We start from the raw sequence: 22,656 nt of genomic DNA, 5'->3' as shown, positions 1-22,656 counted from the left end.
ATGATGTTCGAGCGTTTGCGTGAAGATATCCAAAGCGTATTCCATCGAGACCCGGCGGCGCGTAACGCTTTTGAAGTCCTGACTTGCTATCCCGGTATGCATGCCATCTGGATTCATCGTCTGGCCGGCATGCTCTGGCGCAACGAACTGAAATGGCTGGCGCGACTGGTGTCGAACTTCGGTCGCTGGCTGACCGGAATCGAAATTCACCCGGGCGCCAAGGTTGGACGCCGGTTCTTCATCGACCACGGCATGGGCATTGTCATTGGTGAAACCGCGGAGATCGGCGACGATGTGACCATCTATCAAGGTGTGACCCTCGGCGGCACCAGCTGGAACAAAGGCAAGCGCCACCCGACTCTGGGTGACGGCGTGGTGGTCGGTGCCGGTGCCAAGGTGCTTGGTCCGTTCATGGTAGGCGCCGGCGCCAAGGTTGGCTCCAATGCCGTGGTGACCAAAGAAGTGCCGCCGGGCGCCACTGTGGTCGGGATTCCGGGGCGGATCATCATCAAGACCGATGAAGAGCAGGATGCCAAGCGCAAGGCTATGGCAGAGAAGATCGGTTTCGATGCCTACGGCGTCGGCGAAGACATGCCTGACCCGGTGGCTCGCGCCATTGGCCAGTTGCTCGATCATCTGCAGGCTGTTGATGGACGTCTGGAAGGCATGTGCGGCGCGCTGAAGGATCTGGGCAGCAATTACTGTGCGAAAGATCTGCCTGAGCTGCGTGAAGAAGACTTCGCCTGCGTCAAAGGCAAAGATGAATCGAAAGCCGGCTGAAGCGCAGCGCTTTTCGCGAGCAGGCTCGCTCCCACATTGAAATGAGTCTTCCCTGTGGGAGCGAGCCTGCTCGCGAAGAACGATCACGCGGTTGCGCTGGCTGTCCACAACCCGTCTTTGCTATAGTGCGCGCGCTCTTTTGCGGGTAAACCCGACTAAAGCACTAGGTCTTATAGTTGACTTAAATGCTCGGGAATTGCATACTCCCGCCCATTCCGAACTCCGTGGTAACTGTCCATGCGACTGACTACAAAAGGCCGATACGCCGTGACCGCCATGCTTGACCTGGCGTTGCACGCGCAGCACGGGCCGGTGTCTCTGGCCGATATCTCCGAGCGCCAAGGCATCTCCCTGTCCTACCTCGAACAGCTGTTCGCCAAACTGCGCCGCAGCAACCTGGTTTCCAGCGTTCGCGGTCCGGGCGGTGGCTACCAGTTGTCCCGCGACATGCAGGGCATCCAGGTCGCCCAGGTGATCGATGCGGTGAACGAATCGGTCGATGCCACCAAGTGCCAGGGCCAGGGCGATTGCCATTCCGGCGATACCTGCCTGACCCATCACCTGTGGTGCGACTTGAGCCTGCAGATTCACGAATTTCTGAGCGGTATCAGCTTGGCCGACCTTGTGACTCGCCGTGAGGTACAGGAAGTGGCCCAGCGTCAGGACCAGCGCCGTTGCAACAGCAAGGCGCCACGCCTGGACAAGATTGAAGCGTCCGCCGTCGAATGACAGCCGAAGAGCTACCCGCGGCACGCCAGCCCTGATTTAGGAGATAGTCCATGAAATTGCCGATTTACCTTGATTACTCTGCAACTACCCCGGTCGATCCGCGTGTTGCGCAAAAAATGAGTGAATGCCTGCTGGTCGACGGAAACTTCGGTAACCCGGCGTCCCGCTCCCACGTGTTCGGCTGGAAGGCTGAAGAGTCCGTCGAAAACGCTCGTCGTCAGGTGGCCGATCTGGTCAATGCCGACCCGCGCGAAATCGTCTGGACCTCCGGTGCGACCGAATCCGACAACCTGGCTATCAAGGGCGCGGCACATTTCTACGCCTCCAAGGGCAAACACCTGATCACCAGCAAGATTGAGCACAAGGCTGTCCTCGATACCATGCGCCAGCTGGAGCGTGAAGGTTTCGAAGTGACCTATCTCGAGCCTACCGAAGATGGTCTGATCACCCCGGCAATGATCGACGCAGCCCTGCGCGAAGACACCATTCTGGTGTCGGTGATGCACGTCAACAACGAAATCGGCACCATCAACGACATTGCCGCCATCGGCGAGATGCTGCGCGCCAAAGGCGTGCTGTTCCACGTCGACGCTGCTCAGTCTACCGGCAAGGTCGAGATCGATCTGCAGAAGCTGAAAGTCGACATGATGTCGTTCTCTGCCCACAAGACTTATGGTCCTAAAGGCATCGGCGCGCTGTACGTCAGCCGCAAGCCGCGTGTGCGCATCGAAGCGACCATGCACGGCGGCGGTCACGAGCGCGGCATGCGCTCCGGCACCCTGGCGACCCACCAGATCGTCGGCATGGGCGAAGCGTTCCGCGTGGCCAAGGAAGACATGGCTGGCGAGAATGTGCGCATCAAAGCCTTGAGCGATCGCTTCTACAAGCAGGTCGAACATCTGGAAGAGCTGTACGTCAACGGCAGCCTGTCCGCCCGCGTTCCGCACAACCTGAACCTGAGCTTCAACTACGTTGAAGGCGAGTCGCTGATCATGGCGCTCAAGGATCTGGCGGTATCGTCCGGTTCGGCGTGCACCTCGGCGTCGCTGGAGCCTTCGTACGTACTGCGCGCCCTGGGCCGCAACGACGAACTGGCACACAGCTCGATCCGCTTTACCTTCGGCCGTTTCACCACCGAAGAAGAAATCGACTACGCCGCGCAGAAAGTCTGCGAGGCCGTTACCAAGCTGCGCGCTCTGTCGCCGCTGTGGGACATGTACAAAGACGGCGTCGATATCTCGAAAATCGAGTGGGCGGCACACTAACTATAGAAGCCGCCGGATATGGATCCTGTAGCGACGCGGCGGTTTACGCAGCGCAGTTGCAGGGTCTCAAGAGCGGCCCTGATGAGTGAGGATTGAGAATCATGGCTTACAGCGAAAAGGTCATCGACCACTACGAAAACCCGCGCAACGTCGGCAAGATGAACGCGGAAGATCCTGATGTCGGCACCGGCATGGTCGGCGCTCCGGCGTGCGGCGACGTGATGCGTCTGCAGATCAAGGTCAACGATCAGGGCGTTATCGAAGACGCCAAGTTCAAGACCTACGGTTGCGGTTCGGCGATCGCCTCCAGCTCCCTCGCTACCGAGTGGATGAAGGGCAAGACCCTGGACGAAGCCGAAACCATCAAGAACACCCAGCTGGCCGAAGAACTGGCCCTGCCGCCAGTGAAAATTCACTGCTCCGTGCTCGCTGAAGACGCTATCAAGGCGGCTGTTCGCGACTACAAGCAGAAGAAAGGCTTGATCTAAGCATTGGGCGACGAGTAAGGAGTCAACGATGGCTATCAGCATGACAGAAGCGGCTGCTCGACACGTGCGGCGCTCCCTCGACGGGCGCGGCAAAGGTGAAGGGATTCGTCTGGGTGTTCGCACCACAGGCTGTTCCGGCCTTGCCTACGTGCTGGAGTTTGTCGACGAGGTAGTGGCAGAGGATCAGGTGTTCGAGAGTCACGGCGAAAAAGTGATCATCGACCCGAAAAGCCTGGCCTACCTGGACGGCACCGAGCTTGATTTCGTCAAGGAAGGGTTGAACGAAGGCTTCAAGTTCAACAACCCCAACGTGCGCGGTGAATGTGGCTGCGGCGAAAGCTTCAACATCTGAGGCTCGTCGTGGGTATTCCTTGTCATTTCGCTTTATTCGAGCTGCAACCGAGCTTCCGCCTGGATCTCGAGCAGTTGGCCACGCGCTATCGTGAGTTGGCGCGCGGCGTTCATCCTGACCGCTTTGCCGACGCTTCCGAGCGCGAGCAGCGCTCGGCGCTCGAGCAATCGGCGCGGCTCAATGACGCTTACCAGACGCTCAAGAGCCCGGCCCAGCGTGCGCGCTACCTACTGAAAATCAGCGGGCATGAAGTGCCGATGGAAGTCACGGTTCATGATCCCGAGTTTCTTCTGCAGCAGATGCAATGGCGCGAAGAGCTTGAAGACCTGCAGGACAGTGCCGATCTCGACGGTGTCGCGGTGTTCAAGCGTCGCCTCAAGGCTGCTCAGGAACAACTCAACGAAAGCTTCGCAGCCTGTTGGGATGACGCGGCGCAACGCGAGCAGGCCGAACGCCTGATGCGGCGCATGCAGTTCCTCGACAAGCTCACCTACGAAGTGCGCCAGCTGGAAGAGCGCCTCGACGATTAACCCAGCGCTGCCCTGATTGCACGCTGACAGACAGACAAGACCTGATCACCATGGCTCTACTGCAGATCGCCGAACCCGGCCAAAGTCCTCAACCGCACCAGCGCCGTCTGGCTGTGGGGATCGACTTGGGTACTACCAATTCGCTGGTCGCTGCGCTGCGCAGTGGTCTTTCCGAGCCGCTGGCCGACGCCAACGGGCAGGTCATCCTGCCGTCCGCCGTGCGTTATCACGCCGACCGCGTCGAAGTCGGTGAGTCGGCCAAGCTCGCCGCATCCTCCGATCCTTTGAATACTGTGCTGTCGGTCAAGCGCTTGATGGGTCGCGGTCTGTCCGACGTCAAGCAATTGGGCGAACAACTGCCGTACCGCTTTGTCGGTGGCGAATCGCACATGCCGTTCATCGACACCGTGCAAGGTCCGAAAAGCCCGGTAGAAGTCTCCGCCGATATCCTCAGGGTCCTGCGTCAGCGGGCTGAAGCGACCTTGGGGGGCGAACTGGTTGGCGCGGTGATCACCGTTCCTGCCTATTTCGACGATGCTCAGCGTCAGGCCACTAAAGACGCGGCCAAGCTCGCCGGGCTGAACGTATTGCGTCTGCTCAACGAGCCGACTGCTGCTGCCGTGGCTTACGGTCTGGATCAGCACGCTGAAGGCCTGGTTGCGATTTATGACCTGGGCGGCGGCACTTTCGATATTTCCATTCTGCGTCTGACTGGCGGCGTGTTTGAAGTGTTGGCCACTGGCGGCGACAGCGCGTTGGGCGGCGATGACTTCGATCACGCGATTGCCGGCTGGATCATCGAGAGCGCGGGTCTGTCCGCCGATCTCGATCCGGGCGCGCAACGCAATCTGCTGCAGACCGCCTGTGCGGCCAAAGAAGCCCTGACCGACGCGGCCAGTGTGGAAGTGGCTTACGGCGACTGGAAAGCACAACTGACCCGTGAAGCCTTCGATGCGCTGATCGAGCCGATGGTCGCGCGCAGCCTGAAAGCCTGCCGCCGTGCTGTTCGCGATTCCGGTATCGAGCTGGAAGACGTCCACGCAGTAGTCATGGTCGGCGGTTCGACCCGCGTCCCACGTGTACGCGAAGCCGTTGCCGAAGCCTTCGGTCGTCAGCCATTGACGGAAATCGACCCGGATCAAGTGGTGGCCATCGGGGCCGCGATCCAGGCCGATACCCTGGCGGGCAACAAGCGCGATGGCGGCGAACTGCTGCTGCTTGACGTGATTCCGCTGTCCCTGGGGCTGGAAACCATGGGCGGCCTGATGGAGAAGGTGATTGCGCGCAACACCACCATTCCCGTCGCTCGCGCTCAGGATTTCACTACTTATAAAGACGGCCAGTCGGCCATGGCCATCCATGTGTTGCAGGGCGAGCGCGAGCTGATCAGCGATTGCCGCTCTCTGGCCCGCTTCGAATTGCGCGGCATCCCGGCGATGGTCGCCGGTGCAGCGAAGATTCGTGTGACCTTCCAGGTCGACGCCGACGGTCTGCTCAGCGTCTCTGCCCGTGAGCTGGGTTCGGGCGTTGAAGCGAGCATTCAGGTCAAGCCGTCCTACGGCCTGACCGATGGCGAAATCGCCAAGATGCTCAAAGACTCCTTCCAGCATGCCAATGACGACAAGGTCGCCCGCGTTCTGCGTGAGCAGCAAGTCGATGCCCAGCGCCTGCTCGAAGCGGTGCAGGGCGCGCTGGAGGCCGATGGCGAGCGATTGCTGGACGCCGAAGAGCGCATGGTCATCGAACTGCAAATGCAGGAACTGGCCGAACTGATGAAAGGTACCGATGGCTACGCCATCGAGCAGCAGACCAAGCGTCTGTCGCAAGTGACCGATGCCTTTGCTGCCCGCCGCATGGATCTGACGGTGAAAGCCGCTCTGTCGGGGCGCAATCTGAATGAAATTGAGGATATCTGATGCCGCAGGTCATTTTTCTGCCCCACGAGAAGTTCTGTCCTGAAGGCATGGTGGTCGAGGCTGCGCCCGGCACATCGATTCTCGAACTGGCCCACGAACACCATATCGAGATGGAAAGCGCTTGCGGCGGCGTCTGCGCGTGCACCACTTGTCACTGCATCATCCGCGAGGGTTTCGACTCGCTGGAAGAGGCCGACGAGCTGGAAGAAGACTTCCTCGATCGGGCCTGGGGCCTGGAAGCACAATCGCGCCTGGCCTGCCAGGCCATCGTCGGTGAAGAAGACCTCACCGTTGAAATTCCGAAATATTCGCTTAACCATGCGGCCGAAGCGCCGCACTGACTGGTAAGACTGTCATGAGCTACGGTTGGAATGATGTTCAACGCATTGCAGAAGAGCTGGCCGAGGCCCACCCGGATCTCGATCCGTACTCGGTAGGCTTTGTCCGTTTGCAGCTGATGATCGAGGGACTGCCTGACTTCGATAAGACTTCTGGCCGTGTTGGTGAGAAGGTGCTGGAAGCGGTTCAGACTCTCTGGGCCGCAGAATTGGACTGATCGTCTCGCAGGTTAGGCAATACCCAAGAACCCGCGTATAATTCGCGGGTTTAATTTTTCGCACATTACCGTTTCTGGAGTTACACCATGGCTGTTCAACGTACTTTCTCCATCATCAAGCCTGACGCCGTTGCTAAAAACGTGATCGGCAAGATCACCACTCGCTTCGAAGACGCTGGCCTGCGCGTTGTAGCTTCGAAACTGAAGCAACTGTCCAAAGCCGAAGCCGAAGGCTTCTACGCTGAGCACAGCGAGCGCGGTTTCTTCGGTGACCTGGTTGCTTTCATGACTTCCGGCCCGGTTGTCGTTCAGGTTCTGGAAGGCGAAAACGCTATCGCTCGCAACCGTGAGCTGATGGGCGCTACCAACCCTAAGGAAGCTGCTCCAGGCACCATCCGTGCTGACTTCGCTGAATCGATCGACGCCAACGCCGTTCACGGTTCGGACTCCGAAGCTGCTGCCGCTCGCGAAATCGCTTACTTCTTCGCAGCTACTGAAGTAACCACTCGCTAAGCATTGCTTGCAGAGTGAAGGTGAATCCATGACTACATCGACTGTTAAAACAAACCTGCTGGGTCTGACCCAGCCGGAAATGGAAAAATTCTTCGACTCAATCGGGGAGAAGCGTTTCCGTGCCGGTCAGGTAATGAAATGGATTCACCACTTTGGCGTCGATGATTTCGACGCCATGACGAACGTCAGCAAAGCCTTGCGCGACAAGCTCAAGGCCATTGCTGAAGTGCGTGGTCCGGAAGTGGTCAGCGAGGACATCTCCAGCGACGGCACCCGTAAATGGGTGGTGCGCGTGGCGTCCGGCAGTTGCGTCGAGACCGTGTACATTCCCCAGGGCAAACGCGGCACCTTGTGCGTTTCGTCCCAGGCAGGCTGTGCCCTGGATTGCAGTTTCTGCTCCACCGGCAAGCAAGGCTTCAACAGCAACCTCACCGCCGCCGAAGTCATCGGTCAGGTGTGGATTGCCAACAAATCTTTCGGCAGCGTCCCGGCCACCATCGACCGCGCCATCACCAACGTGGTGATGATGGGCATGGGCGAGCCGTTGCTGAATTTCGATAACGTCGTCGCCGCCATGCATCTGATGATGGATGACCTCGGCTACGGGATCTCCAAGCGCCGCGTGACCCTGTCCACCTCGGGTGTGGTGCCGATGATCGATGAGCTGGCCAAGCACATCGACGTATCCCTGGCGTTGTCCCTGCACGCACCGAATGACGCATTGCGTAACCAATTGGTGCCGATCAACAAGAAATATCCGCTTAAGATGCTGCTCGAGTCGTGCCAGCGCTACATGTCCGCCCTTGGCGAGAAACGTGTGCTGACCATCGAGTACACCTTGCTCAAGGACGTCAACGACAAGCTTGAGCACGCGGTTGAAATGATCGAGTTGCTTAAAGATATCCCGTGCAAGATCAACCTGATTCCATTCAACCCGTTCCCGCACTCCGGGTACGAGCGGCCGAGCAACAATGCCATCCGCCGCTTCCAGGATCAGTTGCATCAGGCCGGTTTCAACGTCACTGTGCGCACCACTCGTGGTGAAGACATCGACGCCGCATGTGGTCAATTGGTAGGGCAGGTGCTGGATCGCACCCGTCGCAGCGAACGTTACATCGCCGTGCGCGAGTTGAGCGCCGACAGCGATCTGGCACAGAACGCCGCGAACACTAACTAAGAGAGGATCTCTATGTCCCTGCGCTTTGCGCTGCTGTTGCTGTTGGCCAGCCTGTGCGCTGGCTGTGTCCTGTCGGGTGACTACAACCCGATGAAGACCAGCAAGGGCCGCGATGAAGCGCGGGCTGCCTACGTGCAGCTGGGGCTGGGCTACCTGCAGCAGGGCATGACCGAGCGCGCCAAGGTGCCGTTGAAAAAAGCACTGGAGCTTGACGATTCGGATCCTGACGCCAATGCCGCCCTTGGCCTGGTATTCCAGGCCGAGATGGAGCCTGCACTCGCCGACGAGCACTTTCGCAAGGCCTTGTCCTCACGTCCCGCCGATGCGCGCATCCTCAACAACTACGGCAGTTTTCTTTACGAACAACAGCGCTACAAGGAAGCCTACGAGCGTTTTGAACAAGCGGCCGCCGATACCCTGTATCCTGAGCGTTCGCGGGTCTTCGAAAACCTCGGCATGACGGCCGCCAAGCTTGGCCAGCGCGAGCTGGCGCAGCAACAGCTGGAAAAAGCCCTGCGCCTGAACCGCCAACAACCGCGCGCATTGCTGGAAATGGCTGAGTTGTCCTTCGAAGACAGGCATTATGTGCCCGCGCGGGACTATTACGACCGTTTCAGCCAGTTGACCGAACAAAATGCACGTAGTCTATTGCTCGGCGTTCGGCTGGCAAAAGTGTTTGAAGATCGCGACAAGGCAGCCAGTTACGGTCTGCAATTAAAACGACTCTATCCCGGTACGCCGGAATATCAGCAATACCTGTCGGAGCAATGATGAAAGCGGCGCATCCCGAAGTTGTAGCAGCGAATCGCGTAAACCCCGGTGAGACCCTGCGCCAGGCCCGCGAAAGCAATGGCTGGTCGCTGGCCGAAGTGGCCCTCAAGCTCAACCTCACCGTGACGTCCCTGAGCAATCTTGAAGCCGGCGCGTTCGACAAGCTGCCGGGGCATACCTTCGCTCGCGGTTACATTCGCGCCTATGCCAAGTTGCTCGGCATGGACCAGACCGTTCTGGTTCAGCAATTCGACCAGTCCACCGGTACCGACTCCCAGGGCAGCAGCGTTCACGCCCTCGGTCGAATCGAAGAGCCGGTACGCGTATCCCACACTATTTTGCGTATCGTCAGCCTGCTGTTGCTGATCGCGGTGATCGGCGGCGGTTTCGTCTGGTGGCAGGATCAGACCTCCCAGCGCACTCGCGATCTGACCACCCTGGCGCCGGAACACGTCGAAGTCGAAGGCGCTGACGGCACCACGCAGATTCACCCGATCGACGAGCCGGAAGATCAGGCGGTCGCCGAGAATCAGGCCGACAACTCCACCTCACTTGCCTTGCCGCAGGCGGAAACCAGCGCTGAATCGACCGGCGCCGAATCCGCTGCTCCAGTGACCGAGCCGGCCGCTCCAGCCGTTACACCAAGCGTACCGGCCCACACGGCGGCGCCAGTGGTTGCTGCGCCGGCCACTCCAGCCCCGAATGTGCCTGCAACACCGGCCCCGACGGCTCCGGCGCCAACCGCTGAAGCGGTCGCTCCGGTTGCCGGCGAAGGTCAGGTACAGATGCAGTTCACCGGCGATTGCTGGGCACAGGTGACCGATGGCCGTGGCAAAGTGATTTTCAGTGGTCTGAAGCACAAAGGCGACAGCGTGACCGTTTCCGGCAAACTGCCGCTCGCCGTGCGCCTGGGCGTTGCCCGCGCGGCACAGGTCAGCTACAACGGCCAGCCGGTCGATATCGCTCCGTTCACCAGTGGCGAAACTGCTCGCCTGAAGTTGGGTCAATAAGTCATGCACGGCGAATCTCCAATCAAACGTCGCGAATCGCGCAAGATCTGGGTCGGCAACGTACCGGTGGGCGGCGACGCGCCGATCGCGGTGCAGAGCATGACCAACAGCGACACCAATGACGTCGCCGCGACCGTGGCGCAGATCAATCGTCTGGAAGCCGCCGGCGTCGACATCGTCCGCGTCTCGGTGCCGGACATGGACGCCGCCGAGGCGTTCGGCAAGATCAAGCAATTGGTCAAAGTGCCGTTGGTGGCTGACATTCACTTCGATTACAGGATCGCTTTGCGCGTAGCCGAGCTGGGTGTGGATTGCCTGCGCATCAACCCGGGCAACATCGGTCGTGAAGACCGGGTGCGTGCAGTGGTCGATGCCGCCCGTGATCGCGGCATTCCGATCCGCATCGGTGTCAACGCCGGGTCCCTGGAAAAAGACCTGCAGAAGAAATACGGCGAGCCGACCCCGGCCGCTCTGGTCGAATCGGCTTTGCGTCACGTCGAGCACCTCGAGCGCCTGAATTTCCAGGACTTCAAGGTCAGCGTAAAGGCCTCCGACGTGTTCATGGCCGTCGAAGCCTACCGCTTGCTGGCCAAAGAAATCGTCCAGCCGCTGCACCTTGGTATCACCGAAGCCGGCGGATTGCGTTCGGGCACGGTGAAATCCGCCGTAGGCCTAGGTATGCTGCTCGCCGAAGGGATTGGCGATACTATCCGCATCTCGCTGGCGGCCGACCCGGTCGAGGAAGTGAAGGTCGGTTACGACATTCTCAAGTCTTTACATCTGCGTTCCCGTGGCATCAACTTCATCGCCTGCCCGAGCTGCTCGCGGCAGAATTTCGATGTGGTCAAGACCATGAACGAGCTGGAAGGGCGCCTTGAAGACCTGCTGGTGCCGCTGGATGTCGCGGTGATCGGCTGTGTGGTCAACGGCCCCGGCGAAGCCAAGGAAGCTCATATCGGCTTGACCGGCGGCACGCCAAACCTGATTTACATCGACGGCAAGCCGTCGCAGAAGCTGACGAATGACAATCTGGTGGACGAGCTGGAAAAGCTGATCCGCCAGAAAGCGGCCGAAAAGGTCGAAGCTGACGCTGCCGTTATCGCGCGCGGCTGATCGAACGAATTAAGGAAATTTTGTGAGCAAGTCTCTGCAAGCCATTCGTGGCATGAACGACATCCTGCCCGAACAGACACCGTTGTGGCGTTATTTCGAAGGCACTGTGGCGCGCCTGCTGGATAACTACGGTTACAAGCAGATCCGCATGCCGATCGTCGAGTTCACCGAGCTGTTCAAACGCTCGATCGGCGAAGTCACCGATATCGTCGAAAAAGAGATGTACACCTTCGAAGACCGCAACGGCGACTCCCTGACTTTGCGTCCGGAAGGCACCGCGGCCTGCGTGCGTGCAGTGCTTGAACACGGCATCACCGGCGGTGGTCAGGTGCAGAAACTCTGGTACATCGGCCCGATGTTCCGCCATGAGCGCCCGCAAAAGGGCCGCTATCGCCAGTTCCACCAGATCGGTCTTGAGGTGTTCAACCTCGACGGTCCGGACATCGACGCCGAACTGATCATCATGACCTGGCGCCTGTGGGGCGAGCTGGGCATTCGTGATGCGGTCAAGCTCGAACTGAACAGTCTTGGCACCAGCGAGTCCCGTGGTCGCTATCGTGAAGCGCTGGTCGAGTACCTCTCGGCGCACCACGACAAGCTCGACGAAGACAGCCAGCGCCGCCTGAAAACCAACCCGCTGCGCGTGCTCGACACGAAAAATGCCGACACCCAGGCCGTGCTGGTCGATGCGCCGAAAATGGCCGATTACCTGGACGACGAATCCCGGGCTCACTTCGAAGGCCTGAAAGCGCGTCTGGACGCCGTGGGCATTCCTTACGTGCTCAACCCGAAATTGGTGCGCGGCCTCGATTACTACAGCAAAACCGTTTTCGAATGGGTCACCGACAAGCTTGGCGCCCAAGGCACCGTGTGCGCGGGCGGCCGTTACGACGGACTGGTCGAGCAGATGGGCGGCAAGCCAACCCCTGGTGTCGGTTTCGCCATGGGCATTGAACGTCTCGTGCTGATGCTCGAAACCCTTGAGCAGATCCCGGCGCAAATCTCCCGACAGGTCGACGTTTACCTCTGCGCCTTCGGCGAGGCGGCCGAACTGGCCGGTCTGGCGCTGGCCGAACGGGTTCGCGATCAACTTCCAAACCTGCGCCTGCAAGTCAATGCTGGCGCCGGCAGCTTCAAAAGCCAGTTCAAGAAGGCCGACAAGAGCGGTGCGCTGTACGCATTGATCCTCGGTGACGACGAAATGGCCCAGCAAGTGGTAGGTTTCAAACCCCTGCGTGGCCAGGGCGAACAACAAAGCATTGCCTGGGATGCGCTCGCCGCTCACCTGGCCACCTGCGTCGTGCAGGGTTGAAGCTGTCTTAACAGCCGATTTAGCGATTAAGGAGTATTGGGGTGTCGAGTACCGAAGACGAACAGTTGGCGGATTTGAAGGACTGGTGGACACGCAACGGCAAACCTCTGGTCACCGGCGGCCTGTTGGCGCTGGTCATCGTGTTCGGCTGGCAGGCTTATCACAAATACCAGAGCAACCAGTCGCAAGGCGCCTCGGTGCTCTATCAGCAATTGCTGGAAACCACGCTGACGCCTGACGGCAAGCCTGACGCCGCCCGTGTTGCGGATCTGGCCGGCAAGCTCAACAGTGAATACGGCGGTTCTGCCTACGCGCAGTACGGCAGCCTGTTCGTCGCCAAAGTAGCGGTCGACAGCGGCAAGCTGGACGACGCGGCGACCGAGCTGAAAGCCGTCGTCGACAAACCGGCCAACCCGGCGCTGGGCGAAATCGCCCGTCAGCGTCTGGCGCAGGTGCTGGGCGCGCAGGACAAGGCTGAAGACGCCCTGAAACTGCTCGACGGCGATGCCGACAAAGCGTTCCTGGCCACTCGCGAAGAACTCAAGGGCGACCTGCTGGTGCGCTTGGGCCGTACCGATGACGCGAACAAGGCGTATCAAAAAGCCAAGGCGGCACTGTCGGATGAAGCGGCGGTCGGTGGCCTTCAAATCAAGCTCGACGACCTGGCCAAAGGGGATGCGTGACGTGATCCGTTGGAAGCATGCAGCATTGCTGGCTCTGGCCCTTCTGGCCGCGGGTTGCAGCAGCAACAGCAAGAAAGAATTGCCACCGGCCGAACTGACCGACTTCAAAGAAGAAGTGGTTCTGCACAAGCAGTGGAGTCGTTCGATCGGTGACGGTCAGGGCGAAACCTACAACATGCTGGTGCCGGCGATCGACGGCGACACCATCTACGCCGCCGATGTCACCGGTGTGGTGATGGCGCTGGATCGCAGCAATGGCGACGTGAAGTGGGATCAGGACCTTGAACTGCCTGTCTCCGGCGCCGTTGGCGTGGGTTACGGCCTGGTGCTGATCGGTACGCTGCGTGGCGAAGTCGTCGCTCTGGACACCAGCAACGGTGAAGAGAAGTGGCGTGCACGCGTCAACAGTGAAGTCCTCGCGCCGCCGGCCAACAACGGCGACGTGGTCGTGGTGCAGACCCAGGACGATCGTCTGATCGGTCTGGACGCCGCCACCGGCAACCAGCGCTGGGTGTATGACAGCACCCCGGCGGTACTGACCCTGCGTGGCACCAGTGCTCCGCTGGTCACCAACCGTCTCGCGGTGGCTGGTCTGTCGACCGGTAAAGTGGTCGCTCTGGACATTTCCAACGGCGTGCCGGTGTGGGAACAACGCATCGCCATTCCACAGGGTCGTTCGGAACTGGAGCGTGTGGTCGACATCGACGGCGGCCTGCTGCTGTCCGGCGGTACGCTGTACGTGGCCAGCTATCAGGGTCGCGTCGCGGCGCTGGATCTGGAAAGCGGTCGTCAACTCTGGCAGCGCGATGCGTCGAGCTACGCCGGTATCGCCCAGGGTTTCGGCAGCGTCTATGTGAGCCTGTCTTCGGGCACCGTCGAAGGCGTCGACGAGCGTTCCACCACCGCACTGTGGAGCAACGATTCGCTGGCTCGCCGTCAACTGTCGGCACCGGAAGTGTTCTCCAGCTACGTAGCTGTGGGTGACCTGGAAGGTTATCTGCATCTGCTGAGTCAGGTCGACGGTCGTTTCGTCGGCCGTGAGCGCATCGACAGCGACGGCCTGCGCGCCCGTCCGCTGGTGGTGGGCGACACGATTTATGTGTATGGCAACAGCGGCAAACTGGAAGCCCTGACCATCAAGTAACAACTATGCTTGGGGTTGATCCCCAAGCGGCCCTGCATCAGCAGGGTTTGCAGCACCCTTGGGTGTTGCCCCGAGCACCAGCCGCTGCCTCGCAGCGGCTTTTGTATTTTCTGAAATAACGCAGTGGAGAGCCGCATGGTTCCCGTAATCGCCCTGGTGGGCCGACCGAACGTCGGCAAGTCCACCTTGTTCAACCGCCTGACCAGGACTCGTGACGCCATCGTCGGCGACTTGTCCGGTCTGACCCGTGATCGCCAGTACGGTGAGGCCAAGTGGCAAGGGCGTTCCTACATTCTGATCGACACCGGCGGTATCTCCGGTGACGAACATGGTATGGACGAAAAAATGGCCGAGCAGTCGCTGCTGGCCATCGAAGAAGCCGATGTGGTGCTGTTTCTGGTAGATGCCAAGGCCGGTTTTACCGCTGCCGACCAGATGATCGCCGAGCATCTGCGCAAACGTAACAAGCGTTCCCACGTGGTTGCCAACAAGGTCGACAACATCGATCCGGAAATGGCCCGCGCCGAATTCGCCCCGCTGGGCATGGGCCACGCGATCCCGATCGCCGGCGCCCACGGCCGTGGCATCACGCAACTGCTGGAAGCCGCCCTGAGCGAATTCCCGCGCGATGATGACGAGCCGGCTGAAGGTGAAGAGGAAGAAGTCGTCGCTGAAGGCGAGGAAGCCAAGCGCATTCCTGGCCCGAGTGAAAAAGACGGCATCAAGATCGCCATCATCGGTCGTCCTAACGTCGGCAAGTCGACCCTGGTCAACCGCATGCTCGGTGAAGACCGCGTCATCGTCTACGACCAGCCAGGCACCACCCGCGACAGTATCTACATCCCGTTCGAGCGTAACGACGAGAAGTACACGCTGATCGACACCGCCGGTGTGCGCAAGCGCGGCAAGATTCACGAAGAAGTCGAAAAGTTCTCCGTGGTCAAAACCCTGCAGGCGATCAAAGACGCCAACGTAGTGATCTTCGTGATGGACGCCCGCGAGGGCGTGGTCGACCACGACCTCAACCTGCTGGGCTTTGCCCTGGAAGCCGGGCGTGCGTTGGTCATTGCGATCAACAAGTGGGACGGCATGACGCCGAGCGAGCGCGATTTCGTCAAGGTCGAACTGCAACGTCGACTGTTCTTCGTTGACTTCGCCGACATCCACTTCATCTCGGCGTTGCACGGTACGGGCGTGGGCAACCTCTACGCTTCGGTGCAGAACTCGTTCAAGTCGGCGGTCACCCGCTGGCCGACCAGTCGCCTGACCCAGATCCTCGAAGACGCGGTCACCGAGCACCAGCCGCCGATGGTCAACAGCCGCCGGATCAAGTTGCGTTACGCTCACCTGGGTGGCGCCAACCCGCCGATCATCGTGATTCACGGTAACCAGATCGACAAAGTGCCGAAGTCGTATGTGCGTTATCTGGAAAACACTTATCGCCGTGTACTCAAGCTGGTCGGTACGCCGATCCGCATCGAGTTCAAGGGCGGCGAAAACCCGTACGAAGGCAACAAGAACACGCTGACCGACCGCCAGGTCAACAAGAAGCGTCGCTTGATGTCGCACAACAAGAAAGCCAGCAAGAAACGCCGCGACAAGAAGTGATTTATCACTTCGTGTAGGAGCTGCCGAAGGCTGCGATCTTTTGATCCTGCTTTTACGACAAGATCAAAAGATCGCAGCCTTCGGCAGCTCCTACAGGGTTCAGCGATAAGAAGGGTGCTCACCAGAGCGCCCTTTTTTTATGGGCGCCGGATGGGCTATCCTCGGGCTCTCCCGCGCCGTCGTCAGAGCCGGGTGTTGAGCAGAGAACCCCCGATGATCACCAGCAAGCTGCCGAATGTCGGCATCACTATTTTCACGCAGATGTCTCAGCTCGCGGCACAGGCCGGCGCGATCAACCTGTCCCAGGGTTTTCCCGATTTCGACGGCCCGCAGTCGTTGCGTGACGCGGTCGGTCGGCACATCGCCGCTGGCCATAACCAGTATTCGCCAATGACCGGATTGCCGGCGTTGCGTCAGCAGATCGCGGCCAAGATCGCGCGCAGCTATGGCGTGACTGTGGATGCCGATCATGAAGTGACGGTAACGCCCGGTGCGACTCAGGCAATCTTCTGCGCGATTCAGGCAGTGATTCACAGCGGCGATGAGGTCATCGTGTTCGATCCGTGCTACGACAGCTACGCACCGGCGACGGAATTGGCGGGTGGTCGTTGTGTGCATGTGCAGCTGAATCCGGACGACTTCTCCATCGACTTTGAGCAGCTCGCCGCGGCCTTGAGTCCACGCACGAAAATGATCGTCATCAACACTCCGCACAATCCCAGCGGCGCGCTGATCAGTCGGGCTGAACTGGATCAACTGGCGGCGTTGATCCGTGATCGCGACATCTATCTGATCAGCGACGAAGTCTACGAACACCTGGTGTTCGACGGCGTGCCGCATGTCAGCGTGCTGGCCCATGAAGAGCTGTATCAGCGCGCGTTTGTGGTCAGCTCGTTCGGCAAGACTTACCACGTCACCGGCTGGAAAACCGGCTACGTCGTAGCACCGCCAGCCCTGACGGCCGAGCTGCGCAAGGTGCATCAGTACGTCAGTTTCTGTGGTGTCACGCCGTTGCAATACGCGCTGGCCGATTACATGGCCGAGCACCCGGAACACGTCGAAGAGTTGCCAGGTTTCTATCAGGCCAAACGCGACCTGTTCTGTGATCTGCTGGCGTCTTCGGGGTTCAGCTTCACCCGGGTTACCGGCACCTATTTCCAGTTGGTCGATTATTCGCAGATCCGTCCTGATCTCAATGATGTCGACATGGCCATGTGGATGACTCGCGAGCACGGTGTTGCGAGCATTCCGGTGTCGGTGTTCTACCAGAATCCACCGCAAGGCCAGCGCCTGATACGCCTGTGCTTTGCCAAACGCGAGGAGACGCTGCGTGAAGCAGCGGCGAAACTATGCGTGATCTGAGTGCGTTGCCAGACCTGACCCTGGCGCTGATCCAGACCAGTCTCGTGTGGCATGACCGCCAGGCCAATCTCGAGCATTTCGAGCTGTTGCTGGAGCAGGCCCGGGGTGCCGACCTGATCATCCTGCCGGAGATGTTCACCACCGGGTTTTCCATGGAATCGGCAACTCTTGCCGAAGCCGAAAATGGCCCGACCAGCCAATGGCTGCGGGCGCAGGCGGCGACGTTCGATGCGGTCATCACCGGCAGCGTGATCATTCAGGCCGCTGACGGCAGCCATCGCAACCGCCTGCTTTGGGCGCGGCCGGATGGCGAAGTGCTGCACTACGACAAGCGACACCTGTTCCGCATGGCTGGCGAGCACAATCACTACACGCCCGGCGAGCGTCAGGTGCAGTTCGAGCTCAAGGGCTGGCGGATACGTCCGCTGATTTGCTACGACCTGCGTTTCCCGGTGTGGAGCCGCGACGCGCAGGACACTGATCTGCTGTTGTACACCGCCAACTGGCCGGGCGCACGACGTTTGCACTGGAATCGCCTGCTGCCGGCGCGAGCGATTGAAAACCTCTGCTATGTGGCGGCGGTGAACCGGGTTGGCAGCGATGGCAAGGGCTTCGCGTATACCGGTGACAGTCAGGTGCTGGATTTCCAGGGCGAGACGTTGCTGGCGGCGGGGGAGGCGGATGGCGTGTTCAAGGTAGTGCTGGAGGCAGCGCCGTTGGCTGCGTATCGCGAGCGCTTCCCGGCGAACCTGGATGCCGACACCTTCGAGTTCACCTGAAAAGAAAAAGATCGCAGCCTTCGGCAGCTCCTACAGGATGTACGTCGTCCCAATGTAGGAGCTGCCGAAGGCTGCGATCTTTTGATCTTCAACAAAAAGGCCCCGGAGTTTGCACTCCGGGGCCTTGCACATTTCAGCAGTCAATCAGGCCGCTTTCGCCTCTGGCTGGCTCAGCGAGCGATTCAGCGCGCTGAACAGCGCCTTGAAGCTGGCGGTGGTGATGTTTTCATCGATACCCACGCCGTGCACCGCACGCTCACCGTTCACCCGCAGTTCGATGTAGGCCGCCGCTTTGGCGTTGGTGCCCGCGCCGATCGCGTGTTCGTTGTAGTCCATGATTTCCACCGGAATGGGCAGGCCGGCGACCAGTGCTTCCAGCGCGCCGTTGCCCTTGCCGCGCCAGTGCAGGTTGGTTTCGCCCTGACCTTTGCTCGCGACTTCCACCTCCACGGCGCTGTTGCCGTTTTCTTCCTGCAGACGATGGCTGACCAGCGCGTAAGGGGTATTGGCTTGCAGGTATTCGCTGATCAACAGTGAGTGAATCTGCTTGGCGGTCATCTCCAGGCCCAGGCGATCGGTTTCACGCTGCACGACCTGGCTGAATTCGATCTGCATGCGCCGTGGCAGGCTGATGCCGTATTCCTGCTCCAGCAGGTAAGCGATGCCGCCCTTGCCCGACTGGCTGTTGACGCGGATCACCGCCTCGTAGCTGCGACCGATGTCGGCCGGGTCGATCGGCAGGTACGGCACTTCCCACAGGGTGTCGGGTTTCTGCTGGGCGAAGCCTTTGCGAATCGCGTCCTGGTGCGAGCCGGAGAACGCGGTGTGCACGAGATCGCCAACGTACGGGTGACGCGGGTGCACCTGGATCTGATTGCACTCTTCGACGACTTTGCGTACGCCGTCGATGTCGGAGAAGTCCAGCTCAGGGTCGACGCCCTGGGTGTACATGTTCAGCGCGACAGTGACGAGGTCGACGTTACCGGTGCGTTCGCCATTGCCGAACAGGCAGCCTTCGACACGATCGGCACCGGCCATCAGGCCCAGCTCGGTGGCGGCCACGCCGGTGCCACGGTCGTTGTGGGTGTGCAGGCTGATGATCACGCTGTCACGACGGTTGATGTTGCGGCCGAACCACTCGATCTGGTCGGCGTAGACATTCGGTGTGGCGCATTCGACGGTGGCCGGCAGGTTGAGGATCATTTTGTGCTCAGGCGTCGGGTTCCACACCTCGATCACCGCGTCGCAGACTTCCTTGGCGAATTCCAGCTCGGTGGCGCTGAAGGTTTCCGGCGAGTATTCGAAGGTCCACTCGGTCTCCGGCTGCATCGCCGCGTATTTGACGAACAGTTTGGCAGCGTTTACCGCGATGGCCTTGATGCCGTCCTTGTCCTGATTGAAGACGATGCGACGGAAAGAAGGCGAGGTGGCGTTGTACAAGTGAACGATGGCTTTCTTCGCCCCGCGCAGGGATTCGAAGGTGCGTTCGATCAAGTCTTCGCGGCCCTGGGTCAGCACCTGAATGGTGGTGTCGTCCGGAATGTGGCCTTCTTCGATCAGCGTACGTACGAAGTCGAAATCGGTTTGCGAAGCGGCCGGGAACGACGCTTCGATTTCCTTCACGCCCACCTGCACCAGGGTTTTCCAGAAGCGCAGCTTCTTCGCCGCGTCCATTGGCTCGATCAGCGACTGGTTGCCGTCACGCAGGTCGGAGCTGCACCAGATCGGCGCAGCGTCGATGGTTTTCGACGGCCAGGTGCGATCCGGCAGATTGATGACGGGAAACGCGCGGTATTTCGAAGACGGGTCTTTGAGCATGCTCATCGGGAAATTCCTTGTTGTAAGGGCCGAAAAGAGGCGGCCTGCCGGTTGAACGAATGTGCTTGGAAAAGCGTGGGACGAGGCGCAGCGATTCAGCCTGGCAGTCGTGCGCTGACGAGGCACAGGCTGCGGTGCTGGCGAAGCTGAATAAGGGTGTGAGAGGTTTTCATGGCTTCAACCCTAACCGCGAGGGGAAAGGATGGCAAGCAGTCGAAAAAAATTGAGAGGAATATCCGGAAAGCGGGATTTTGCAGAAATTTATTGCGCTTAAGGCGATGGAAGTTGCTGATGTTTGCGTAAGGCTAGATTGGCGCGCAATTGAGTTTTTGAAGATTCATTGAGTATGGCGATGCTTTATAGGCCGCCTTCGCGAGCAGGCTCGCTCCCACACTGGACCTTATTCACAACAAAGATCCCTTGTGGGAGCGAGCCTGCTCGCGAAGAGGCCGGTCGCCTCAACACATATTCAAGGTTGGAAAGCCCCAATGAAAATCGCCGGATCCACCCGCGCATCATTCAGGCTGACATTCCAGTGCATATGCGGCCCGGTCGCCCGGCCGGTCGCGCCGACCTTGCCCACCACCGCGCCACGGGCCAGTTGCTGGCCGTTTTTCACGTCGATCTTCGACATGTGGCAAAACATGCTGATAAAGCCCTGGCCATGGTCGACGAATACCGTGTTGCCATTGAAGAAGTAGTTGCCGATCAAAATCACCTTGCCGGCCGCCGGGCTCTTTATCGGCGTGCCCGCCGGCACCGCGAAATCGAGGCCGGCGTGGGGATTGCGCTCTTCGCCATTGAAGAAACGGCGCACACCGAACTTGCTCGACAGCGGCCCGTTGACCGGTTTGTCCAACAGCAGATTGCTCGGCGTGTTCGGACTGAAGCTGCGGTAAGCGGCGATCTGTTCCGCCAGCTCACCTTCGATGCGCTTGAGGTTGTCGGCGTCCGGATTGACCTGCTGTTTGTTCTTCAGGGTGATGTGCTGTTCCGGGTATTTCTTGCTGCCGACGGTGAACGGCAGAGTGCGCCCGCCAGTGCTGATCTGCTGTGCGCCGGGTTTGACCGTAAGCGGTACGCCGACAATTGCCAGCCAGTTGTTCTGCTCCTTGACCACCAGCACCGGTTTGCCTTGATAGGTGCCTTTCGGCGCCTGCGCGGCAGCGCCCAAATCCACCACGGCGACGCCGCCCGGCACCGGTTTGTTCAGCAGCCGGGTGATGTAACTGTCAGCGTGGGCGTTGAGGGTCAGGCAGAGCAAAAACAGCGGAGCGAGAAAACGCGGCATGGATCAGTCCAGTAACGAGAGGGTGACGGGCGTCAGGTGATTGTCCTCGACGCGCACTTGCAGTTCGCCTTCGCCCAGTTTTGCTTTCAGACGCTGGCCGGTATGGGTCTGCGCAGCGTTGCGGATCGCGTGGCCGCGTTCGTCGAGCAAAATGCTGTAACCACGACCGAGGGTCGCCAACGGGCTGACCACATGCAGGGTCTGCATCTGACTGTGCAATAGCTGACGACGCTGTTTCAGACCATCGCGCATGGCTCGGGGCAGACGTTCGGCGAGGCTGTCGAGACGCTGGCGGAGCATGGCCAGTTGGCGCCCCGGATGTTGCCCGGCGAGACGTGTTTCCAGACGGATCAGGCGTTCGCGGCGGGTGTTGAGGCTGCGCTCGAAAGCCCGACGCATGCGCATGTCCAGATCATCCAGGCGCTGCGCCTGTTGCCGCAGCCGCTCACCGGGATGGCGCAAGCGTCGCGCCATGCCTTCCAGCCGCAGGCGATCACGCATCAAGCGATCACGCATGCGCATCACCAAACGACGATGCAGGCTCTCGACCTGACGGATCAGATGGCTGGAATCCGGGGCGAGCAATTCGGCCGCCGCCGACGGCGTTGGTGCGCGCACGTCGGCGACGAAGTCGCTGATCGAGACATCGGTTTCGTGGCCGACGGCGCTGACGATCGGTGTGACACAAGCATCGACCGCGCGGGCCACGGCTTCTTCGTTGAAACACCAGAGATCTTCCAGCGAGCCGCCGCCACGGGCGAGGATCAGCGCATCAAAGCCACGGGCGTCGGCCATTTTCAGCGCGCGGACGATCTGCGCGGTGGCCTCGCGGCCCTGCACGGCGGTCGGAATCAAGGTCAGTTGCACCTGCGGCGCACGCCGGCGGAACACGCTGATGATGTCGCGAATCACCGCGCCGGTCGGCGAACTGATGATGCCGATGCGTTGCGGGTGCGCTGGCAGCGGCACTTTGCGTTCGGCACTGAACAGGCCTTCGGCGCTGAGCTTTTCCTTCAATGCATCGAAGGCCAGGCGCAGTGCGCCGTCGCCAGCCGGCTCCACGGTGTCGAGAATCAGCTGGTAGTCGCCACGGCCTTCGAACAGCGAAACCTTGCCCCGCACCTTGACCGCCAGACCGTCCTTAAGCGCCTGACGCACCCGCGCCGCGTTCTGTCGGAACAACGCGCAACGCACCTGCGCGCCGCTGTCCTTGAGGGTGAAATAGACGTGGCCGGACGCCGGGCGCGCGAGATTGGAGATTTCGCCCTCGACCCAGATGTTGCTGAACACGTCTTCGAGCAACACCCGCGCGCGGCCGTTGAGCTGGCTGACGGTCAGGACTTCACGGTCCAGGCCAAGTCTTGCAAAGGGATCTTTAATCATGGGGTGCAGTTTAAAGGCATTCTTCTACTCATTGCACGAACCCTGTAGGAGCTGTCGAGTGCAACGAGGCTGCGAT

General features: G+C 60.2%; 23 protein-coding genes. 20 read left to right on the top strand and 3 right to left on the bottom strand.

Going from position 1 to position 22,656, the window contains the following annotated elements; all coding sequences use genetic code 11:
- Positions 1 to 3: 3 nt before the first annotated feature.
- The 20 genes from cysE (at position 4) to VNV36_RS10085 (ending at position 18,088) form a co-directional block, all read left to right on the top strand.
- Positions 4 to 780, top strand: coding sequence for a serine O-acetyltransferase (cysE, locus tag VNV36_RS10180; protein WP_325717649.1), 777 nt, complete (start codon positions 4 to 6; stop codon positions 778 to 780).
- A gap of 237 nt (positions 781 to 1,017) precedes the next feature.
- Positions 1,018 to 1,509 (top strand): Fe-S cluster assembly transcriptional regulator IscR, encoded by a 492-nt coding sequence (gene iscR, locus VNV36_RS10175; protein ID WP_003227911.1) that lies wholly within the window; start codon positions 1,018 to 1,020, stop codon positions 1,507 to 1,509.
- A gap of 50 nt (positions 1,510 to 1,559) precedes the next feature.
- Positions 1,560 to 2,774, top strand: a complete 1,215-nt coding sequence (locus VNV36_RS10170; protein ID WP_325717648.1) for an IscS subfamily cysteine desulfurase — start codon at positions 1,560 to 1,562, stop codon at positions 2,772 to 2,774.
- Positions 2,775 to 2,875: 101 nt separating this feature from the next.
- Positions 2,876 to 3,262, top strand: a complete 387-nt coding sequence (gene iscU / locus VNV36_RS10165) for a Fe-S cluster assembly scaffold IscU (RefSeq protein ID WP_003227907.1) — start codon at positions 2,876 to 2,878, stop codon at positions 3,260 to 3,262.
- Positions 3,263 to 3,290: 28 nt separating this feature from the next.
- Positions 3,291 to 3,614, top strand: a complete 324-nt coding sequence (gene iscA / locus VNV36_RS10160; protein WP_003227904.1) for an iron-sulfur cluster assembly protein IscA — start codon at positions 3,291 to 3,293, stop codon at positions 3,612 to 3,614.
- Positions 3,615 to 3,622: 8 nt separating this feature from the next.
- Positions 3,623 to 4,144 (top strand): co-chaperone HscB, encoded by a 522-nt coding sequence (hscB, locus tag VNV36_RS10155; protein WP_016773325.1) that lies wholly within the window; start codon positions 3,623 to 3,625, stop codon positions 4,142 to 4,144.
- A 50-nt stretch (positions 4,145 to 4,194) separates the two neighbouring features.
- Positions 4,195 to 6,060, top strand: a complete 1,866-nt coding sequence (hscA, locus tag VNV36_RS10150) for a Fe-S protein assembly chaperone HscA (RefSeq protein ID WP_325717647.1) — start codon at positions 4,195 to 4,197, stop codon at positions 6,058 to 6,060.
- Positions 6,060 to 6,401, top strand: a complete 342-nt coding sequence (gene fdx, locus VNV36_RS10145) for an ISC system 2Fe-2S type ferredoxin (protein WP_016773327.1) — start codon at positions 6,060 to 6,062, stop codon at positions 6,399 to 6,401. Before hscA ends, fdx begins: the two co-directional genes overlap by 1 nt.
- A 14-nt stretch (positions 6,402 to 6,415) precedes the next feature.
- Positions 6,416 to 6,616 (top strand): Fe-S cluster assembly protein IscX, encoded by a 201-nt coding sequence (iscX, locus tag VNV36_RS10140; protein WP_325717646.1) that lies wholly within the window; start codon positions 6,416 to 6,418, stop codon positions 6,614 to 6,616.
- 87 nt (positions 6,617 to 6,703) lie between these two features.
- Positions 6,704 to 7,129 carry a nucleoside-diphosphate kinase gene (ndk, locus tag VNV36_RS10135; protein WP_016773329.1) on the top strand — a complete coding sequence of 142 codons (426 nt, stop codon included), beginning with the start codon at positions 6,704 to 6,706 and terminating at the stop codon, positions 7,127 to 7,129.
- 28 nt (positions 7,130 to 7,157) lie between these two features.
- The gene (gene rlmN / locus VNV36_RS10130; protein WP_003227893.1) at positions 7,158 to 8,306 is read left to right on the top strand and encodes a dual-specificity RNA methyltransferase RlmN; all 1,149 of its coding nucleotides are present in this window, start codon (positions 7,158 to 7,160) and stop codon (positions 8,304 to 8,306) included.
- Positions 8,307 to 8,318: 12 nt separating this feature from the next.
- Positions 8,319 to 9,077, top strand: coding sequence for a type IV pilus biogenesis/stability protein PilW (gene pilW / locus VNV36_RS10125; protein ID WP_325717645.1), 759 nt, complete (start codon positions 8,319 to 8,321; stop codon positions 9,075 to 9,077).
- A complete protein-coding gene (locus VNV36_RS10120) occupies positions 9,077 to 10,087 on the top strand; it encodes a RodZ domain-containing protein (protein ID WP_325717644.1) in 1,011 nt (336 codons plus the stop codon). The genes pilW and VNV36_RS10120 overlap by 1 nt, the downstream gene beginning before the upstream one ends.
- Before the next feature lie 3 nt (positions 10,088 to 10,090).
- The gene (ispG, locus tag VNV36_RS10115) at positions 10,091 to 11,200 is read left to right on the top strand and encodes a flavodoxin-dependent (E)-4-hydroxy-3-methylbut-2-enyl-diphosphate synthase (protein ID WP_325717643.1); all 1,110 of its coding nucleotides are present in this window, start codon (positions 10,091 to 10,093) and stop codon (positions 11,198 to 11,200) included.
- A gap of 22 nt (positions 11,201 to 11,222) precedes the next feature.
- Positions 11,223 to 12,512 carry a histidine--tRNA ligase gene (gene hisS, locus VNV36_RS10110; RefSeq protein WP_325717642.1) on the top strand — a complete coding sequence of 430 codons (1,290 nt, stop codon included), beginning with the start codon at positions 11,223 to 11,225 and terminating at the stop codon, positions 12,510 to 12,512.
- 41 nt (positions 12,513 to 12,553) lie between these two features.
- Entirely contained in the window at positions 12,554 to 13,195 is a 642-nt protein-coding gene (locus VNV36_RS10105; protein WP_325717641.1) for a tetratricopeptide repeat protein, read from the top strand.
- The gene (bamB, locus tag VNV36_RS10100) at positions 13,188 to 14,339 is read left to right on the top strand and encodes an outer membrane protein assembly factor BamB (protein ID WP_039761439.1); all 1,152 of its coding nucleotides are present in this window, start codon (positions 13,188 to 13,190) and stop codon (positions 14,337 to 14,339) included. The genes VNV36_RS10105 and bamB overlap by 8 nt, the downstream gene beginning before the upstream one ends.
- 135 nt (positions 14,340 to 14,474) lie before the next feature.
- Positions 14,475 to 15,947: a ribosome biogenesis GTPase Der gene (gene der / locus VNV36_RS10095; RefSeq protein ID WP_325717640.1), complete on the top strand. Its 1,473-nt coding sequence runs from the start codon at positions 14,475 to 14,477 to the stop codon at positions 15,945 to 15,947.
- Positions 15,948 to 16,160: 213 nt separating this feature from the next.
- Positions 16,161 to 17,309 carry a pyridoxal phosphate-dependent aminotransferase gene (locus tag VNV36_RS10090; protein ID WP_325717639.1) on the top strand — a complete coding sequence of 383 codons (1,149 nt, stop codon included), beginning with the start codon at positions 16,161 to 16,163 and terminating at the stop codon, positions 17,307 to 17,309.
- The gene (locus VNV36_RS10085; RefSeq protein WP_325717638.1) at positions 17,297 to 18,088 is read left to right on the top strand and encodes an amidohydrolase; all 792 of its coding nucleotides are present in this window, start codon (positions 17,297 to 17,299) and stop codon (positions 18,086 to 18,088) included. Before VNV36_RS10090 ends, VNV36_RS10085 begins: the two co-directional genes overlap by 13 nt.
- Positions 18,089 to 18,232: 144 nt before the next feature.
- Here the strand turns inward: VNV36_RS10085 and leuA are convergent, their stop codons facing one another.
- From leuA to xseA, 3 genes are all read right to left on the bottom strand, one after another.
- Positions 18,233 to 19,912: a 2-isopropylmalate synthase gene (gene leuA / locus VNV36_RS10080; protein ID WP_016773339.1), complete on the bottom strand. Its 1,680-nt coding sequence runs from the start codon at positions 19,910 to 19,912 to the stop codon at positions 18,233 to 18,235.
- A 463-nt stretch (positions 19,913 to 20,375) separates the two neighbouring features.
- On the bottom strand, positions 20,376 to 21,197 hold the full coding sequence (locus tag VNV36_RS10075) for a M23 family metallopeptidase (RefSeq protein WP_325717637.1): 822 nt from the start codon (positions 21,195 to 21,197) through the stop codon (positions 20,376 to 20,378).
- A 3-nt stretch (positions 21,198 to 21,200) separates the two neighbouring features.
- Positions 21,201 to 22,580 (bottom strand): exodeoxyribonuclease VII large subunit, encoded by a 1,380-nt coding sequence (gene xseA, locus VNV36_RS10070; protein ID WP_122752267.1) that lies wholly within the window; start codon positions 22,578 to 22,580, stop codon positions 21,201 to 21,203.
- Positions 22,581 to 22,656 lie beyond the last annotated feature (76 nt).

The sequence above is a fragment of the Pseudomonas sp. genome (assembly GCF_035554175.1).
Taxonomy (GTDB): Bacteria; Pseudomonadota; Gammaproteobacteria; order Pseudomonadales; family Pseudomonadaceae; genus Aquipseudomonas.
The sequence above is the reverse complement of the archived record's forward strand: the minus strand, read 5'-3'. Positions and strand labels throughout refer to the sequence as shown.

Bases quoted from the DNA above. Each gene is read 5' to 3' on its own strand.
- iscU (WP_003227907.1), top strand. From the start codon at position 2,876: ATGGCTTACAGCGAAAAGGTCATCGACCACTACGAAAACCCGCGCAAC.
- ispG (WP_325717643.1), top strand. From the start codon at position 10,091: ATGCACGGCGAATCTCCAATCAAACGTCGCGAATCGCGCAAGATCTGG.
- VNV36_RS10090 (WP_325717639.1), top strand. From the start codon at position 16,161: ATGATCACCAGCAAGCTGCCGAATGTCGGCATCACTATTTTCACGCAG.
- VNV36_RS10120 (WP_325717644.1), top strand. From the start codon at position 9,077: ATGAAAGCGGCGCATCCCGAAGTTGTAGCAGCGAATCGCGTAAACCCC.
- iscA (WP_003227904.1), top strand. From the start codon at position 3,291: ATGGCTATCAGCATGACAGAAGCGGCTGCTCGACACGTGCGGCGCTCC.
- iscX (WP_325717646.1), top strand. From the start codon at position 6,416: ATGAGCTACGGTTGGAATGATGTTCAACGCATTGCAGAAGAGCTGGCC.
- VNV36_RS10075 (WP_325717637.1), bottom strand. From the start codon at position 21,197: ATGCCGCGTTTTCTCGCTCCGCTGTTTTTGCTCTGCCTGACCCTCAAC.
- iscR (WP_003227911.1), top strand. From the start codon at position 1,018: ATGCGACTGACTACAAAAGGCCGATACGCCGTGACCGCCATGCTTGAC.
- VNV36_RS10085 (WP_325717638.1), top strand. From the start codon at position 17,297: ATGCGTGATCTGAGTGCGTTGCCAGACCTGACCCTGGCGCTGATCCAG.
- VNV36_RS10170 (WP_325717648.1), top strand. From the start codon at position 1,560: ATGAAATTGCCGATTTACCTTGATTACTCTGCAACTACCCCGGTCGAT.
- ndk (WP_016773329.1), top strand. From the start codon at position 6,704: ATGGCTGTTCAACGTACTTTCTCCATCATCAAGCCTGACGCCGTTGCT.
- bamB (WP_039761439.1), top strand. From the start codon at position 13,188: ATGCGTGACGTGATCCGTTGGAAGCATGCAGCATTGCTGGCTCTGGCC.
- der (WP_325717640.1), top strand. From the start codon at position 14,475: ATGGTTCCCGTAATCGCCCTGGTGGGCCGACCGAACGTCGGCAAGTCC.
- pilW (WP_325717645.1), top strand. From the start codon at position 8,319: ATGTCCCTGCGCTTTGCGCTGCTGTTGCTGTTGGCCAGCCTGTGCGCT.
- hscA (WP_325717647.1), top strand. From the start codon at position 4,195: ATGGCTCTACTGCAGATCGCCGAACCCGGCCAAAGTCCTCAACCGCAC.
- rlmN (WP_003227893.1), top strand. From the start codon at position 7,158: ATGACTACATCGACTGTTAAAACAAACCTGCTGGGTCTGACCCAGCCG.
- fdx (WP_016773327.1), top strand. From the start codon at position 6,060: ATGCCGCAGGTCATTTTTCTGCCCCACGAGAAGTTCTGTCCTGAAGGC.
- cysE (WP_325717649.1), top strand. From the start codon at position 4: ATGTTCGAGCGTTTGCGTGAAGATATCCAAAGCGTATTCCATCGAGAC.
- xseA (WP_122752267.1), bottom strand. From the start codon at position 22,580: ATGATTAAAGATCCCTTTGCAAGACTTGGCCTGGACCGTGAAGTCCTG.
- leuA (WP_016773339.1), bottom strand. From the start codon at position 19,912: ATGAGCATGCTCAAAGACCCGTCTTCGAAATACCGCGCGTTTCCCGTC.